General features: G+C 35.8%; 17 protein-coding genes. 1 reads left to right on the top strand and 16 read right to left on the bottom strand.

The features are described from left to right. Window positions 1-152: 152 nt before the first annotated feature. The 3 genes from D8M05_RS04100 to D8M05_RS04110 form a co-directional block, all read right to left on the bottom strand. A complete protein-coding gene (locus tag D8M05_RS04100) occupies window positions 153-1,286 on the bottom strand; it encodes a TIGR04053 family radical SAM/SPASM domain-containing protein (protein WP_121128921.1) in 1,134 nt (377 codons plus the stop codon). 143 nt (window positions 1,287-1,429) lie between these two features. Beyond that, window positions 1,430-1,669, bottom strand: a complete 240-nt coding sequence (locus D8M05_RS04105; protein ID WP_121128923.1) for a DUF2249 domain-containing protein — start codon at window positions 1,667-1,669, stop codon at window positions 1,430-1,432. A 166-nt stretch (window positions 1,670-1,835) separates the two neighbouring features. Continuing rightward, window positions 1,836-2,258, bottom strand: coding sequence for a cupredoxin domain-containing protein (locus tag D8M05_RS04110; RefSeq protein WP_121128925.1), 423 nt, complete (start codon window positions 2,256-2,258; stop codon window positions 1,836-1,838). 303 nt (window positions 2,259-2,561) lie between these two features. On the opposite strand from D8M05_RS04110, the gene D8M05_RS04115 reads away from it, so the two are divergent. Continuing rightward, window positions 2,562-3,254 carry a Crp/Fnr family transcriptional regulator gene (locus D8M05_RS04115; RefSeq protein WP_121128927.1) on the top strand — a complete coding sequence of 231 codons (693 nt, stop codon included), beginning with the start codon at window positions 2,562-2,564 and terminating at the stop codon, window positions 3,252-3,254. 716 nt (window positions 3,255-3,970) lie between these two features. Here the strand turns inward: D8M05_RS04115 and D8M05_RS04120 are convergent. From D8M05_RS04120 to D8M05_RS04175, 13 genes are all read right to left on the bottom strand, one after another. Beyond that, a complete protein-coding gene (locus D8M05_RS04120) occupies window positions 3,971-4,528 on the bottom strand; it encodes a hypothetical protein (RefSeq protein ID WP_121128929.1) in 558 nt (185 codons plus the stop codon). Window positions 4,529-4,533: 5 nt separating this feature from the next. After that, window positions 4,534-5,166 carry an SCO family protein gene (locus tag D8M05_RS04125; RefSeq protein ID WP_121128931.1) on the bottom strand — a complete coding sequence of 211 codons (633 nt, stop codon included), beginning with the start codon at window positions 5,164-5,166 and terminating at the stop codon, window positions 4,534-4,536. A 121-nt stretch (window positions 5,167-5,287) separates the two neighbouring features. Further along, window positions 5,288-6,967 (bottom strand): cbb3-type cytochrome c oxidase subunit I, encoded by a 1,680-nt coding sequence (locus D8M05_RS04130; RefSeq protein ID WP_121128933.1) that lies wholly within the window; start codon window positions 6,965-6,967, stop codon window positions 5,288-5,290. Window positions 6,968-6,983: 16 nt separating this feature from the next. Further along, window positions 6,984-7,451, bottom strand: a complete 468-nt coding sequence (locus tag D8M05_RS04135; protein WP_121128935.1) for a cytochrome c oxidase subunit II — start codon at window positions 7,449-7,451, stop codon at window positions 6,984-6,986. A 14-nt stretch (window positions 7,452-7,465) separates the two neighbouring features. Next, window positions 7,466-7,621: a hypothetical protein gene (locus D8M05_RS20090; protein WP_183072696.1), complete on the bottom strand. Its 156-nt coding sequence runs from the start codon at window positions 7,619-7,621 to the stop codon at window positions 7,466-7,468. 420 nt (window positions 7,622-8,041) lie between these two features. Next, window positions 8,042-8,425 (bottom strand): hypothetical protein, encoded by a 384-nt coding sequence (locus D8M05_RS04140; RefSeq protein ID WP_121128937.1) that lies wholly within the window; start codon window positions 8,423-8,425, stop codon window positions 8,042-8,044. A 144-nt stretch (window positions 8,426-8,569) separates the two neighbouring features. Continuing rightward, complete coding sequence (locus tag D8M05_RS04145; RefSeq protein WP_121128939.1) at window positions 8,570-8,794, bottom strand: helix-turn-helix domain-containing protein; 225 nt, start codon at window positions 8,792-8,794, stop codon at window positions 8,570-8,572. Between the two features lie 9 nt (window positions 8,795-8,803). Further along, a complete protein-coding gene (locus tag D8M05_RS04150; RefSeq protein ID WP_121128941.1) occupies window positions 8,804-9,295 on the bottom strand; it encodes a DUF2975 domain-containing protein in 492 nt (163 codons plus the stop codon). A 168-nt stretch (window positions 9,296-9,463) separates the two neighbouring features. Further along, on the bottom strand, window positions 9,464-10,120 hold the full coding sequence (locus D8M05_RS04155; protein ID WP_245985185.1) for a hypothetical protein: 657 nt from the start codon (window positions 10,118-10,120) through the stop codon (window positions 9,464-9,466). A gap of 169 nt (window positions 10,121-10,289) precedes the next feature. Next, entirely contained in the window at window positions 10,290-10,850 is a 561-nt protein-coding gene (locus D8M05_RS04160; protein WP_121128945.1) for a helix-turn-helix domain-containing protein, read from the bottom strand. 144 nt (window positions 10,851-10,994) lie between these two features. Then, window positions 10,995-11,783 carry a class I SAM-dependent methyltransferase gene (locus tag D8M05_RS04165; protein ID WP_121128947.1) on the bottom strand — a complete coding sequence of 263 codons (789 nt, stop codon included), beginning with the start codon at window positions 11,781-11,783 and terminating at the stop codon, window positions 10,995-10,997. 13 nt (window positions 11,784-11,796) lie between these two features. After that, the gene (locus D8M05_RS04170; protein WP_121128949.1) at window positions 11,797-12,774 is read right to left on the bottom strand and encodes a peptidoglycan DD-metalloendopeptidase family protein; all 978 of its coding nucleotides are present in this window, start codon (window positions 12,772-12,774) and stop codon (window positions 11,797-11,799) included. Window positions 12,775-12,867: 93 nt separating this feature from the next. Further along, a complete protein-coding gene (locus D8M05_RS04175; RefSeq protein WP_121128951.1) occupies window positions 12,868-13,089 on the bottom strand; it encodes a hypothetical protein in 222 nt (73 codons plus the stop codon). Window positions 13,090-13,181 lie beyond the last annotated feature (92 nt).

Below are 13,181 nucleotides of genomic sequence, written 5' to 3' on the forward strand. Positions count from 1 at the left end.
TTATACTTAAATTCCACTAATCAAGTTGGAAAACGCGATTATTGTTCATCAATTTGGCAAATATCCTGTTCGGTTACACTATCGCTTCAAATCCAATCCATAAAAAAGCCGAGCAACAGCTTTTTACAGCAATTGCTCGGCTTCCATAATAATTATACAGTTGTTTTCTTTCCCTTTTGTCTCATTGCTCTTGGTATATACACACAATATGGTTCACTTTCCATGTAGTCGCCTGTCACGTTATACGCTCTTGACCTTGACCCGCCACAAACATGTCGGAATTCGCAGATACCACATTTCCCTTTGTATTTATCAGGATTCCTTAAATTTTTAAATATCTCAGATTCCCTATATATTGTGGATAACGGTGTTTTCCTTACATTACCTGCTTTAATTGGTAATAACCCACTTGGGAAAACATCTCCCGTATGCGAAATGAAGACAAATCCATTTCCATCATTCACGCCTTGTGGAGCACGACCTAACCCGTCAATTTGACCTGTCTTTCCTTGATTGATGGCATCTTCGTAAAAAATATGTTCCTTGTCACTCATACCTCTATGCTCGCGCATTTTATTTTGAATAACGACACGGCGATAATGCTGTCCTGCAGTTGTTTTGATATCAAACGGAACACGTTTCGATAGATTATATAACCATCTAAATACTTTTTCGTGCTCTGCTGGGGAAATCATGTCAGACTCTTTTCCCCTTCCAGTAGGAACAAGGAAAAACACACTCCATAAAACAACTCCTAACTTTTCCACCATTTCTGCCAGTTCATCTAAGTATTCATAATTATATCTTGAAATTACTGTATTAATTTGTAATGGCATATCCAACTCATGTAAGTAGTTGATTGCATTCATCGTCAAATCAAAAGAACCTTCCGTACCACGAAAATGATCATGGACCTCGGCACAATGACCGTCAATACTAAACGCCCATCTAGCAAGTCCAATATCTTTAGCTTTTTGCATTGCTTCTTTTGTGACATTCGGTGTTGCTGATGGTGTCATTGATACGCGAACACCTTTCTTAATTGCATATTCAGCAATATCAAATACATCAGGACGCTCTAATGGATCCCCACCAGTAAATACAAGCATTGGATTGTCCATTTCAAAAATATCATCAATTAGTTTTTTACCTTCTTCAAACGTTAATTCTAATGGGTGTCTGTGATACTGTGCCTCAGCTCTACAGTGCAAACAATGCAACTGACATGCACGTGTCAATTCCCATATAACAATAAAAGGATCTTTGTTATAATCTCGATTAAACATCTTTTTTCCCACCCTTGGTGAATTGTATTTACTTAAAGTGTAGCACGGCTGTATTTAATATGATGTGAGAATTGTCACACATCATATCCTTCATTAAAAACAACCCCCGATGATTGTCAATATCGAGGGTTATTTGATTTCGGTTATTTTTTACCTATTGCAACTTGCCAAAGATCAGGCCCATTTTCAAGGTATTCCCAAGTAAATAATCCTTCTTTTTCTATCATAAGTTGATATTGTAATGGCTTTGGATCATGGTCGTTCGATAGATGCATAAATTCACCTGGTTGTAATCCATCAAATGCTTCTAGGATTTTAACATGACGAATTCTTGGTGTAATATCTGGTGCATGAATTTTTACTTTATATTCGATACCATTCATTGTACTACCCTCCAGTTTTTTTAGATTTATTAATTTATTGCAGATACAAATTTTGAAGTAAGTGCACGTAGTTTTCCGTTACGATCAACCAACATGCTCGCAATTATTTAGCTTTAAAAAGTTGAAAAGCATTAACCTAGTGTATTGCTGGAATTGTAGATATACTCTATATCACTACTAAAGTAGCCACCATTTCTCCATGACCTTCACCACAGAAAATGTTGCAATAGATTCTATATTCACCAGGTTCGTCTGGTGTAAATGTTACTTCGCCATCTCCTTCGATTGTTACATCAAACTCATCAATCGATATACCATGATGTCCTTCTTCATTAGTTAATGTTAATGTTACTTCTTCACCAGACTGTACAACATATTCATCTTGACCAAGATCATAGTTTGTTGCTATTATATTTACATCATTATTTGCTGATGCTTCCGCAGATGAATCTGTTTCTTCTACCTGCTCCGTAGCTTCTGAATCTGGAGTATCCGACGTATCACTTGTAGCATCTGTATCTTCGCCACCACACGCTGCAAGCATTAAAATAAAACTTAGGAATAGAGTTACTAATAAACCTTTCTTCATATAAAGCCCTCCTAGAATATTTTTAACTATCTTGTCGACATCCTTATCATAAACCTTCATGAATCATTATGATGTGATTTATCGCACAAACTAGCTATGATTCTCATCACAGTGTTACGATTAGTAAGTGTCGTTAACATATCAATCTATCTCCTATTTTATAAATATGTATGCTACAATTAATTAGGATTGTTTTAATAGAGCAATTGACAATGACTTTTATCACACCAAAAGGAATAATAAATTGATAAAATGAAGGTAACTAAATGTAAACGGTTTATATATAAAGAAAGGATGGCCCACATGTTTCCAGTATCTGTAAAGGATTTGTTGCAGCGATTTTCTTTGTTTAAAGATTTAAATGATATAGAAATGGAGCCTATCGTTGACTTGGCACAAAATAGAACGTATCGTCAGGGATCACATATCTTTATGCAAGGTGACCCGATGACAAATGTATATTTCATTCATCAAGGAAAGATTAAAATTTATAGAACGGACATGCATGGAAAGGAACAAATCATTAATGTATTTGAAAAGGGGCAAATGTTCCCTCATCATGGCTTTTTCAGGAAAGATAATTACCCGGCACATGCTGAAGTGTTAGAAGATGCAGTCCTTATCTATATTCCTATCCATTCTTTTGAAAACTTTTTAATTACACACCCAGACATAAGTATTAAGCTTTTCCGAGTACTTGGAGAGCGACTTCTTGATTTACAAAATCGTTTAGAAGAAAAGATCTTATACAATACCTATGAACAAATCATTTTACTCCTAATTCGAATTGCAAATAATCATGGGAAAGAGTTAGACAACGGTGAAATAAACGTAACAACGCAATTTACAAATCGTGACTTAGCGAATATGATTGGATCTAGTCGTGAAACAGTGAGCAGGACGTTAACACAATTAAAGAAGAAACACTTATTACATACAGATAAAGATGGAAATATGATTGTTAGTGTTGAAGCATTAAAAGAAGAATTATTTTAACAATAGAGAGGCTTCCCCAGGTATCAGCAAAAAAACAAGAGGCTGAGACAAAACTAAAACCTTCCAATCAAAAGACGAATATTATAGCATAGGAATCTCAGAATGTTAACATTCTACAATTGAATATTAATTCATAGTTGATATAAAGTGTAGATATATTTAATTCATAATTGTTTTAAGCACTCCGTTCCGGAAAGACACTTCGCTTTCCACGGGCGGCTGGTGAGCCTCCTCCGTGCTAACGCACTACGCAGTCTCACCTAGGCCTATCCTCCCGTAGGAGTCTTCGTGTCTTTCCTCCACTAAGCTCCTGCTCTACTTGATTTCCACTAAAAAAACGATGCTTTTGCGAGGAAAAACTGCCCAGAACGTAATTATTTTATGTTCGATAGCTTTAATAACATCTAGAGCACTTAATATAGCGTAGGCAGAATGCGTAGACTCCTGCGGGAACAGCACGTGTCTGAAGACCCCACAGGAAGTGGTCTTCTTCCGAGGAGGGCTGAGGCCGTGCCCGCGGAAAGCGAAGCATTCTGCCGCAGCGAATGACTACACACAACATTCATAAGTGTGAGCGTGAGCTACACTATTCTGAATTAAATAGATCCGAAGTCTATACAAAGTCCTCCATTAATTTGAATTTAATGGAGGACTTAAACTTATAGTTCGGATTTTTCTTTACTAAATTTCTTTTGTCCCAGCCTCTTGTTGTAAACTCATTCATACTCCGATTTATCAATAAATAATGTTTGAATAAAATATATCATAATAGCTAATGCAAGGAATACAAATCCCCAACCAAGTGTTTTTTGTTCAACGATTAAATAATTATTGCAAAGTTGCGTTGGTGAAGCAATATAAAGCCATGCCATTACCCCAAATAAGACACTTAATGAGACATATATTATATTCTTACCAAGGCTCCCTAGCTTTTTCCAACTATCACGTAAAGGGATTCCAGCCAAGAATGGTAAACTAATAAACTTAAATATTTCTACTGCTGGGATTGTTAGTGCCTCATCCATCGTACGTGGAAGCAACCAGTAAAGTACAATAATCATAAAAAGGATAATTCCTGGTACACCATTACTGTTCCATTTTGCAAAGAAATTAGGAAATCGTTTCTGGAAAAACGGGGCCATTAGGAACCCTGCAACAACGAAAAGGGGCATTTGCATGTGCATATGAATTGCCATTACAGATTCTGCTAATGTAACAACTGGTGGGAGCATTAAGAATATATACAACACAAGTCCATAGATTGCTTGTTTCATCTTTTTTATTCCCCCACTTCTGTTGTTAGAATAGATGTAACTTTGTCTGCAGCTGCTTCTACCTCAGTATAGTCCATTACTTCAACTAATATCCCATTGGGGTCTACTAGATAAAATGCAGAATTATGTTGGAAGTGACCATTTTGATCTGGTATAACAATAACTCCAAATTCATTTAATAAATTATCTAATTCTGTTTGATTTGGGATTCTTGCCATACGCCATGTTTCCCCGTCACTATTAAAATATTGTCTATATTTTTCTAGTGTAGCTGGATTATCTCTTGTTGGGTCAAAGCTAATACTTAAAAATACAATATCCTCACCAATATATTTCTCTGGTATCGAACGATAAACTTCGTATAGATTCATCTCTAGTTCTGGACAGACATCCGTGCAGGCTGTGTAGATGAACGTTAGCATTACATATTTTCCTTCGAACGCACTAAATGGATAGACCCGCTCCTTACTATCTTCAATCGTAACTTCAGGAAAGACTGGGTTTTCCTCCATGAGTTTATTTATTCTAGCCTTCTCTACCGTAAATGCCTTAAAACCATCTGTACCAACAAAGAGCAATATTGCACCAAACATAAGAACAACTATCATTGCTAACCGATTATGTTTATTATTGATCATAAAGATCACGTCCTAGATTTTATTTATTTACCCTGAGAATCAGGGAAAATAAGCTTAAATACTGATGATATAATTCCAAAGAGATAGCCTAACGATTAGACTATCTCTTTGTCCTTCATTATTACCATGTTCTAAATGGTGGTGATCCTGGTGGTGCATTAACAATCATGTCTACAATAGGAATGACATATGCCATCGCAACAATTGCAATCATTAACGCAATCCAAAGTGTCCATCGTTCTGTCCATTTTGGAGTCTCAGATGCATCTTCTTCTGCTTCTGCGATTGGAAACTCTGTTTCTCCTTTAGGTGCTTTAAACATAAGATGGAATACAATGTACACCATGAGTACTGCACCGATGATTAATAATGTTCCACCTACAGCTAAGAAGAGTAAATATGGATCCCAACCTAATGCGGTTGCATTATCACCGTATGTTGTATAAGAAGTTCTTCTTGGTGAACCTAATAGTCCAACCCAGTGCATTGCACCAGACATGAATAACATACCTAATGACCAAACAATTGTTTGAATAACACCTAGTTTATTGATTTTAGGTGTAAGCACACGTTTTGTCAGATGTGGAATTAACCAGTATGCAATACCGCAGAATGACAATACTACTGTTACTCCTAGGGTTAAATGGAAGTGACCAACAACCCACATGGAGTTATGAACAACTTGGTTTAATTGGTTATTCGTTTGTGCAATACCACCAGCTCCTGCTGGAATAAAGCCAATCATTGCGATCATTGGTGCTAGGAAGCGAACGTCGCCCCATGGTAACTTTTTAATCCAGCCCAAGAGCCCTTTTGCACCTTTCTTACGTCCTGTACGTTCAAATACTGCAAACATTGCGAAAGCTGTCATTAATGAAGGGAATGCGATAGATAAACTCATAAATACGTGCATGAATTTAATCCCTTCTGTTATACCTGGGTCAATAATTTGATGGTGGAATCCACCAGTAATATTTAATACAACTAGGATAATAACAACTAAGCGAGCTAATGAATCACTTAATAATTTTCCGCCGATAAGTTTCGGTACTGCAACATACCATGAAGATACAGCTGTTAAATACCAAATGTTAACGAGTGTATGACCAAAACTCCAGAATAGCGTACGACTAAGCATAACATTAATTGTTTCTGTCCATCCGAATGCCCAAGGGATGATCATTAGAACTTCAATCGTAACACCGATACTACCAAAGAAGAATAAAACGAATGCACCTGTTGCGAAATATGCTAGTAATGGTAGATGCTGCCCTTTATGTTTCTTTCTCCAATCAGCTACATTGATAAATCCTCCAAAGAGAACAGCCCAAATACCTAAAACTAAAAATACTAAACCAACGTAAAACCAAGGGGATGCTGCCATTGGTGGGTAGAACGTATACATAACAGATGCGTCACCCATGATAATGGTTGTTGCAACAAACACAACACCAACAACCATTAATGCGAATCCAACCCATGCCATTTTTCTAACTTTTGGCAGAAGTCCTCCTAGTGTGTGAGAAAATGCCGCTAGGAAGTAACCAAGCATAAATGTTGTACTAAATACTAGAACCAATAATACCCCGTGACCAGAAAGTACTTGATAATAATTTAGCCATGCTGGTAGTTCCAAAAGTCCTGCACGATTAAGCCCTTGAAGTAATCCTAAAACACAACCTAGAAAAAATGCTATAAATGCTACTGTGAAAAATGTTAAAGTAATTCGTGCATCTTGTTTATTGACACCTGCTACTTCATTAACTTTGCTACCGAAAGTATTTTTTACTACTGCTTCCATAATATTGTCCTCCTTCCTACTTAACTGTAATTGTTGTAGCCATCATTTGATGACCAGCACCACAATACTCGTTACATAAAACTAAATATTCACCTGGTTCATCAAATGTTTCTGTAATTTTTTGAATGTGTCCAGGCATTACCATTGCGTTAACATTTGTTCCAGCTATTTGGAATCCATGTGTTACATCTTTAGAAGTCATCGTAAATGTAACTTCTGATCCGACCGGTACTTCAATTTGGTTTGGTGTAAATGAGAACACTTGTAAAGTCATAACAACTTCGTATTCATTATCACCTGTTTGAAATACACCTGGATTATCGAACGGTGCCGTTTCATCAACTTTCTGTGGATCAATTGTTTCTGTATGACTAGGTGGACCCATTTCTAATGCGAATGTTTGATACCCTGTAACAACCATCGATAACACCAAAATGGCAACACCAATAATGAGAAATATTTCTTCAAAACGATGCATTTTCATGCGATAACCTCCTTTTAATATCTAACCATGTATAAGATGAAAAGTAATAAAATACAAGCTACGATTGTTCCTCCAACAAATACAAGTGATGAAAATAATGAACCTCTTAGTGAATCTTCATCGTCATCTTTCGTGTTATTCTCTGGGATGATCCCTTTGTTTGTCTCCATTTGATAAACCCTCCCTTATTTACTTTACAATTACATTGTAAGTTGTAGGTGGGGCTTACTAAGTGAACTACATCACACCCAGAATGTGATTTTAAGCACACAATGAGGTGTTCGTGACAAAATGTTGAACAAAATGAGTTTTATGACTTAAAATAAACGAAATCAGATTTAGCCATACAAAAAGGGTGAAGATTACAGAATACTGTAATCTTCACCCTATACACTTACACTAAAACATTGCTTATAATTCACTTATCGCTCTTTTACCTTTCGATTCAATTATTAACCGAGTTAGAACGGTAATCGATACACTTGGAATGGAAGCCTTTGAGCTACTTTATCAATAGCCTCTATATTCCTCGAAATATGGTATGTCAACAGCAATTCTTCACATTTTTCCATTGGTCCATTCTATGCGTTTCAACCGAATTGTATCATGTTTATATTTGCGATTATTTTCTTAGAGAAATCTACATGTTCCTTCCATATTTCTGCATCTAATGTCGCACCTTCAAATTCCTCACGAATATCTACATTCAATTGTTCCAGTTCATTTACAACCATTTTCTTTATTAATTCCCTATTCTTTGTTGTCGGTATCGGAAATGCATATAATTTTAGTGCTGAATTTTCATTTGTTTCATATGTTCCATCTGTAATAAGTTTCTCTATCTGTGCAACTGGGTGGATTTCTGTAGTTCCCATATATACTATTTGTCTCTTATTTTGATCCACAATAATGTATAACCAATTTTCATCTGTAGAGATTCGTGCATGAATTATATTTGCTTCAAGGTAGTCCAAACCTTCCACCCCCATAGAGTCTCTGCCATTTTCTATATTATCACACAATTCGAGTGATAAATAAATTATTTTTGTAAGATTAGGAATTTATTAAGGGAGTGGATAAGTAAGAATGAGAACATTGCAATCATGAATTTCCCCACATTATGAACCTGAAGTATCTTCATCACTTCTGTATTCTAAAATATCTCCAGGCTGACATTCTAACGCCTTACAAATTGCATCTAAAGTTGTCACACGAATTGCTTTTGCCTTTCCGTTTTTCAATATAGAAAGATTAGCCATTGTTATTCCAACCCTCCCCGAAAGCTCTGTAACACTCATTTTTCTTTTCGCCAACATCACATCAATATTGATTATAATCGCCATGTTATCACCTCAAACCGTTAAATCATTTTCTGATTTTATATGAATAGCTTGTTGTAAAAGTCTTTGGAGAACAGCAGCAAAGACTGCAATTACCATTGAAGCACCAATAATGACCATTCCGATTAATATGAGTCCAGGTGCGTCATCCCATTCCGCTATGATATAGACAAATGGTAGGGCTACTATATGCAAACCACTAATTGTAATGGCACAGTTTTTTATATTCTTTAAAGCTCTTACTGAAATTTGAGAGAAAGCTTCGTTCTTATCGATATAACTTAAAAGTTTCAATGCCTGGAACAATGCAAAATAAAACGGTATTATCGATACATACATGACAATTAATATTGCAAATACTATATAAGCTAAGTCAGAACCTTCACCAGCTTGCAGAATAGCTTCATATGCTATTTGAGGCAATAAAAATATGCATAAAGCTAAAATAGGTATACCAATTAAAATAACAGCTATTTTTAAAAAGAGTGTTGACCCTCGTTTCATAAAAAGCACCTCACTAAATTTATTTACTTATTGATTCTAATATAACATTTATCGTTTTGCAATAAAAAAATATTGTTTATATTTATATTTTGGTAATTCCAGATAAAAAAGAGCATTCCTCACAAGGAAATGCTCTTTACTGTTAAACGGTTCAAAGATAAACAACCACTATAAAATTCGCGTTTGTTCCCCGTCAATTATCCTAAAATGAATATCAGACGATGATCCTCCTTCAATATGTTTCGGAATATCTGATAAATCAAGTAATTCCTTTAAGTGAATGGAATTTTTATGATTTGCTTCTATCGTAAAATGATGTGGACCAGCTACATTCATTAGTGACTCCATTCGTACTTCATCTTCAAAGTAAGAGGAATCTATAAATTCTAATTCAAATGACACATCTTCACTACTTCTGTTATGTAATACAAGATTGCATTCCCCATTCAATAAGTCTTCGCTCACATACTCAAAACTGCACTCGCCTTGACTATCGTATGAAATTGCTTGAATACCACTCGCTAACGTTTCTTGGTACATTGTAATTAATAGATTTGGTAAAATTGTATATACGACTGCAACAATTATAACTGCACGAAAGCGATATTTATTCATGCCAATAACAAGTAAAATCATAGCGATTACAAACAAAATGGACCCAATGATACCAAGTAATATATATCCATCTTGATTGCTGATTGGAAATGACATGAATTGAGAACGTGCTTCTAACGTTACATTGTTTGGAAATGGAAAAAATAAATACATACAAATGGCTAGAATAATAAATGAACTAAAGAGTGCTAGTTTACTTCGTACCATCATTATCCCCCTCTTTTTAATGACCTGCTGCTAATATCATTGTATTGTATATGTTTCCATCGCCTAAAAAACATAATATGCACCAATTCCTGCAATTAATAACTGACTAAGATTGTTAATAATCGTTTCATTTACTTCACAATCTTTCAAGTAAATACACCATAGCTGCTTATTATACATCCTGATCAATAAAACATGTTAATACTTGTGCTTCTTCATCATTTACTGGTACAAAGAGATGGGGTTTTGAACCTTGAAAATACGCACTATCCCCTTTTTCCATATAATAATTCTCTTCATCGTAAAGTAAATAAATCGCTCCCTCAAGAATGAAGATGAATTCATCTTGAGAATGGGTGTAGGATTCATTCCGCCTGTTCATATTCTTTGGTGCTACATGTACAATGGTTGGTTCAATCCCACTAGAATGAGCTCTATTAGCTAATAATTCATAGGAATATCCCATATGCACATCCCCAACCTTGGATTTACGGTTTGATCTTTTCTGTAATACAAGGTCTTCATTGGTTTTATCATCAAGAACCCAGGAAAGGGAAACGTCTAATGCTTCGCTTATTTTCGATAACGTGGCAACAGCAGAAGCCGTTTGCCCATTCTCAATTTTTGATAGCATACTTTTTGAAATGCCACATACATCTGCTATTTGCTGTTGCGTCTTCTTCTGTCTTAAACGTAATTGCTTTATTTTTTGCCCAATTTTATTCAGATCTATTGAAACTCATTCCCTTCGTCTCTTATCTTATGTATTGCTTTAATCATAGAATAGTACATGGGAAGGCGTCAAGGAATGGAGGTACATTATGATTTTCTTGAAGACCTCAATGTAGCTAGGCCATACTCATGATCCAATCTGCATTTAAATAGTAGTTAATTTCCTACAAACATAAACCATTTGATTACTATCTTCTTTTAAAGGACTCTCCTTCCAGTCTTCGTAGACATGCACGATTTCAAATCCATTCGCAAACAAGATTCGTTCCATTTCTTTTGGAAAGACGTATCGTAAGCTGATGTTGGTCCTTTTTTCATCTATGATTTCTCCAGATTGCCTTCTATACCTTCTAATCGTCGTGTTGTGTTGGATTTGGTTCAGAGAATCGTACTTGCTAATTGTAAATAGATCTACCTCAAGCAATGTTTCACTGTCCGTGTACGTTCTCCAATATTCTTCCGTACTTGGTTGCAGCAATTCATCGGCGCTTGGAAATCTCGTGCTAAAAATAAATACACCAGCCTCTTCTAAGTGTCTGTTAACTGATTGTAACAGACCATCCTGTGTTTCGTTAGTAAGAAAATGTTGAAATGAATTTCCAACAGAATAAATCATCCTACTTTTTGTATTCAGATGCAATTTTGTACAATCCTGTAAGACCCAAGCAATCTTCAATTGTGAATCTGAAGATTTTCTATTCGCTTCAGCTAACATTCCCTGATGTACATCCACACCGATAAGTTTATGCCCACCTTTTGCTAAAGGAATAGTCGCTCTCCCTGTTCCACAGGCCAAATCGATTATCGTTCCATCAACCTTTGAGGACCATTTTAAGAGGAATGGGATATCGTCATTGTAGGCATTGTTTTCCTTATCATATAAAATAGGGTCCTCATATTCTTCGTTATTTGATTGAAATAATTTTTCTTTCATGAAAAATCTCCTTTTAAAACCCTGTTACAAAATCACCGCGTACAGGATCCCATCCATTTTCAAATTTTATTCTAATGGAAGTGGCGGTTTTCCAGTCAGGCCCATCTGCCACATGAAAATGGATATGAGGTTCACTAGAGTTTCCAGAATTACCTGCTAATCCGAGAACATCACCAGCACTTACTTCATCTCCCACATTCACTTTTACACTATCTTTCTGAAAATGTGCGATTATACTGTATTCATTATTCTCATGTTCAATAATGACATGATTTCCTAGTGGCTGTTCCGTATTTGTATCAACGGTAGGGGTGTTATCTTCAATATTATTTTCAACGGACACAACAACTCCATGGTTCGGCGCAATCACTTCTTTTCCAAATGCATAGTAGCTTTCATTAACTGCTGGATTCCCATCAAAGCTACTGTCACCTTGTGTAATAACGAGATCATAAGCATACCGCTGGCTTTCTACTGCATAATGGTAGTTAACTAGTTCATTCGTTCCTCCCCAAAAAGTAAACCATTCCTCGTTCACAGGCATCTGATACGTATTTTCGGTATACTGTTCATCCGTTTCTGGATAAGAAGTAATTGGTAAGAACAGCAGCCCTTCTATCGTAAGGTCTTCGGAAAAATAACTACGAATCCCCTTATCTTCTTTATCATTCATCCATTGGTATTCGATTAACCCCTGAACAGGAACCTTTGAAACAAGTTCAAAATATTCGACACCTTCATTAAAAGAGCTACCAAGCTCCTTGAACTGTTCAATGGTTACATTTTCTTGAAACTCCTCACTTGCCTGCCCATAAATCCTGTCAAAATCACCATTTATAAGGTATTCAGGTAATTCCTCCGCATTGATAGGTTCCTCGACGACTAGATTTTCTTCCTTTTGATCAACCATTTCTTCTTCTCCTTCCGTATTACATGCCGTTAAAACAAAGCTAATAAGTAATAATAGATATATTTTTATACGTCTCTTCATCCTTCTCCCCTTTCCAGCTCTTCTATCATCGTTTACGGCATATGGGAAGGAAAGGTTTCAAAAATTACAATTATTGTAGTGATAAAGGAATCTTTAATCCTCTTCTTGTTTATTCATCCACATGATTATAAAGCTGACAAAATAGGTAAAGCACGTAATACCAAACAAAGCAAATATACTAGAAGTCATTAGAAAGTAAAGGCTTATCGGAAAGGACCAAAAGAAAGCAATTAACATATAAATTTTTTTTGAAGTTAGTGCCGACAGAATAGCTAAAACAGCTGGGAGAAGTAACATAACAAGTGTATTCATCATAGGCTCTAATTCCAAATTACTCGAGTAAGGATTGAAGAAGCCAAATATAAACCATAGAACTACACTGATTACACCCGCTATTAATCCAATAA

Source organism: Oceanobacillus bengalensis (genome assembly GCF_003628445.1).
Taxonomy (GTDB): domain Bacteria; phylum Bacillota; class Bacilli; order Bacillales; family Amphibacillaceae; genus Oceanobacillus; species Oceanobacillus bengalensis.

Coding starts and splice junctions, on each gene's coding strand:
- D8M05_RS04100 (WP_121128921.1), bottom strand. CDS start 1,286: ATGTTTAATCGAGATTATAACAAAGATCCTTTTATTGTTATATGGGAA.
- D8M05_RS04105 (WP_121128923.1), bottom strand. CDS start 1,669: ATGAATGGTATCGAATATAAAGTAAAAATTCATGCACCAGATATTACA.
- D8M05_RS04110 (WP_121128925.1), bottom strand. CDS start 2,258: ATGAAGAAAGGTTTATTAGTAACTCTATTCCTAAGTTTTATTTTAATG.
- D8M05_RS04115 (WP_121128927.1), top strand. CDS start 2,562: ATGTTTCCAGTATCTGTAAAGGATTTGTTGCAGCGATTTTCTTTGTTT.
- D8M05_RS04120 (WP_121128929.1), bottom strand. CDS start 4,528: ATGAAACAAGCAATCTATGGACTTGTGTTGTATATATTCTTAATGCTC.
- D8M05_RS04125 (WP_121128931.1), bottom strand. CDS start 5,166: ATGATCAATAATAAACATAATCGGTTAGCAATGATAGTTGTTCTTATG.
- D8M05_RS04130 (WP_121128933.1), bottom strand. CDS start 6,967: ATGGAAGCAGTAGTAAAAAATACTTTCGGTAGCAAAGTTAATGAAGTA.
- D8M05_RS04135 (WP_121128935.1), bottom strand. CDS start 7,451: ATGAAAATGCATCGTTTTGAAGAAATATTTCTCATTATTGGTGTTGCC.
- D8M05_RS20090 (WP_183072696.1), bottom strand. CDS start 7,621: ATGGAGACAAACAAAGGGATCATCCCAGAGAATAACACGAAAGATGAC.
- D8M05_RS04145 (WP_121128939.1), bottom strand. CDS start 8,794: ATGGCGATTATAATCAATATTGATGTGATGTTGGCGAAAAGAAAAATG.
- D8M05_RS04150 (WP_121128941.1), bottom strand. CDS start 9,295: ATGAAACGAGGGTCAACACTCTTTTTAAAAATAGCTGTTATTTTAATT.
- D8M05_RS04155 (WP_245985185.1), bottom strand. CDS start 10,120: ATGATGGTACGAAGTAAACTAGCACTCTTTAGTTCATTTATTATTCTA.
- D8M05_RS04165 (WP_121128947.1), bottom strand. CDS start 11,783: ATGAAAGAAAAATTATTTCAATCAAATAACGAAGAATATGAGGACCCT.
- D8M05_RS04170 (WP_121128949.1), bottom strand. CDS start 12,774: ATGAAGAGACGTATAAAAATATATCTATTATTACTTATTAGCTTTGTT.
- D8M05_RS04175 (WP_121128951.1), bottom strand. CDS start 13,089: ATGATGAATACACTTGTTATGTTACTTCTCCCAGCTGTTTTAGCTATT.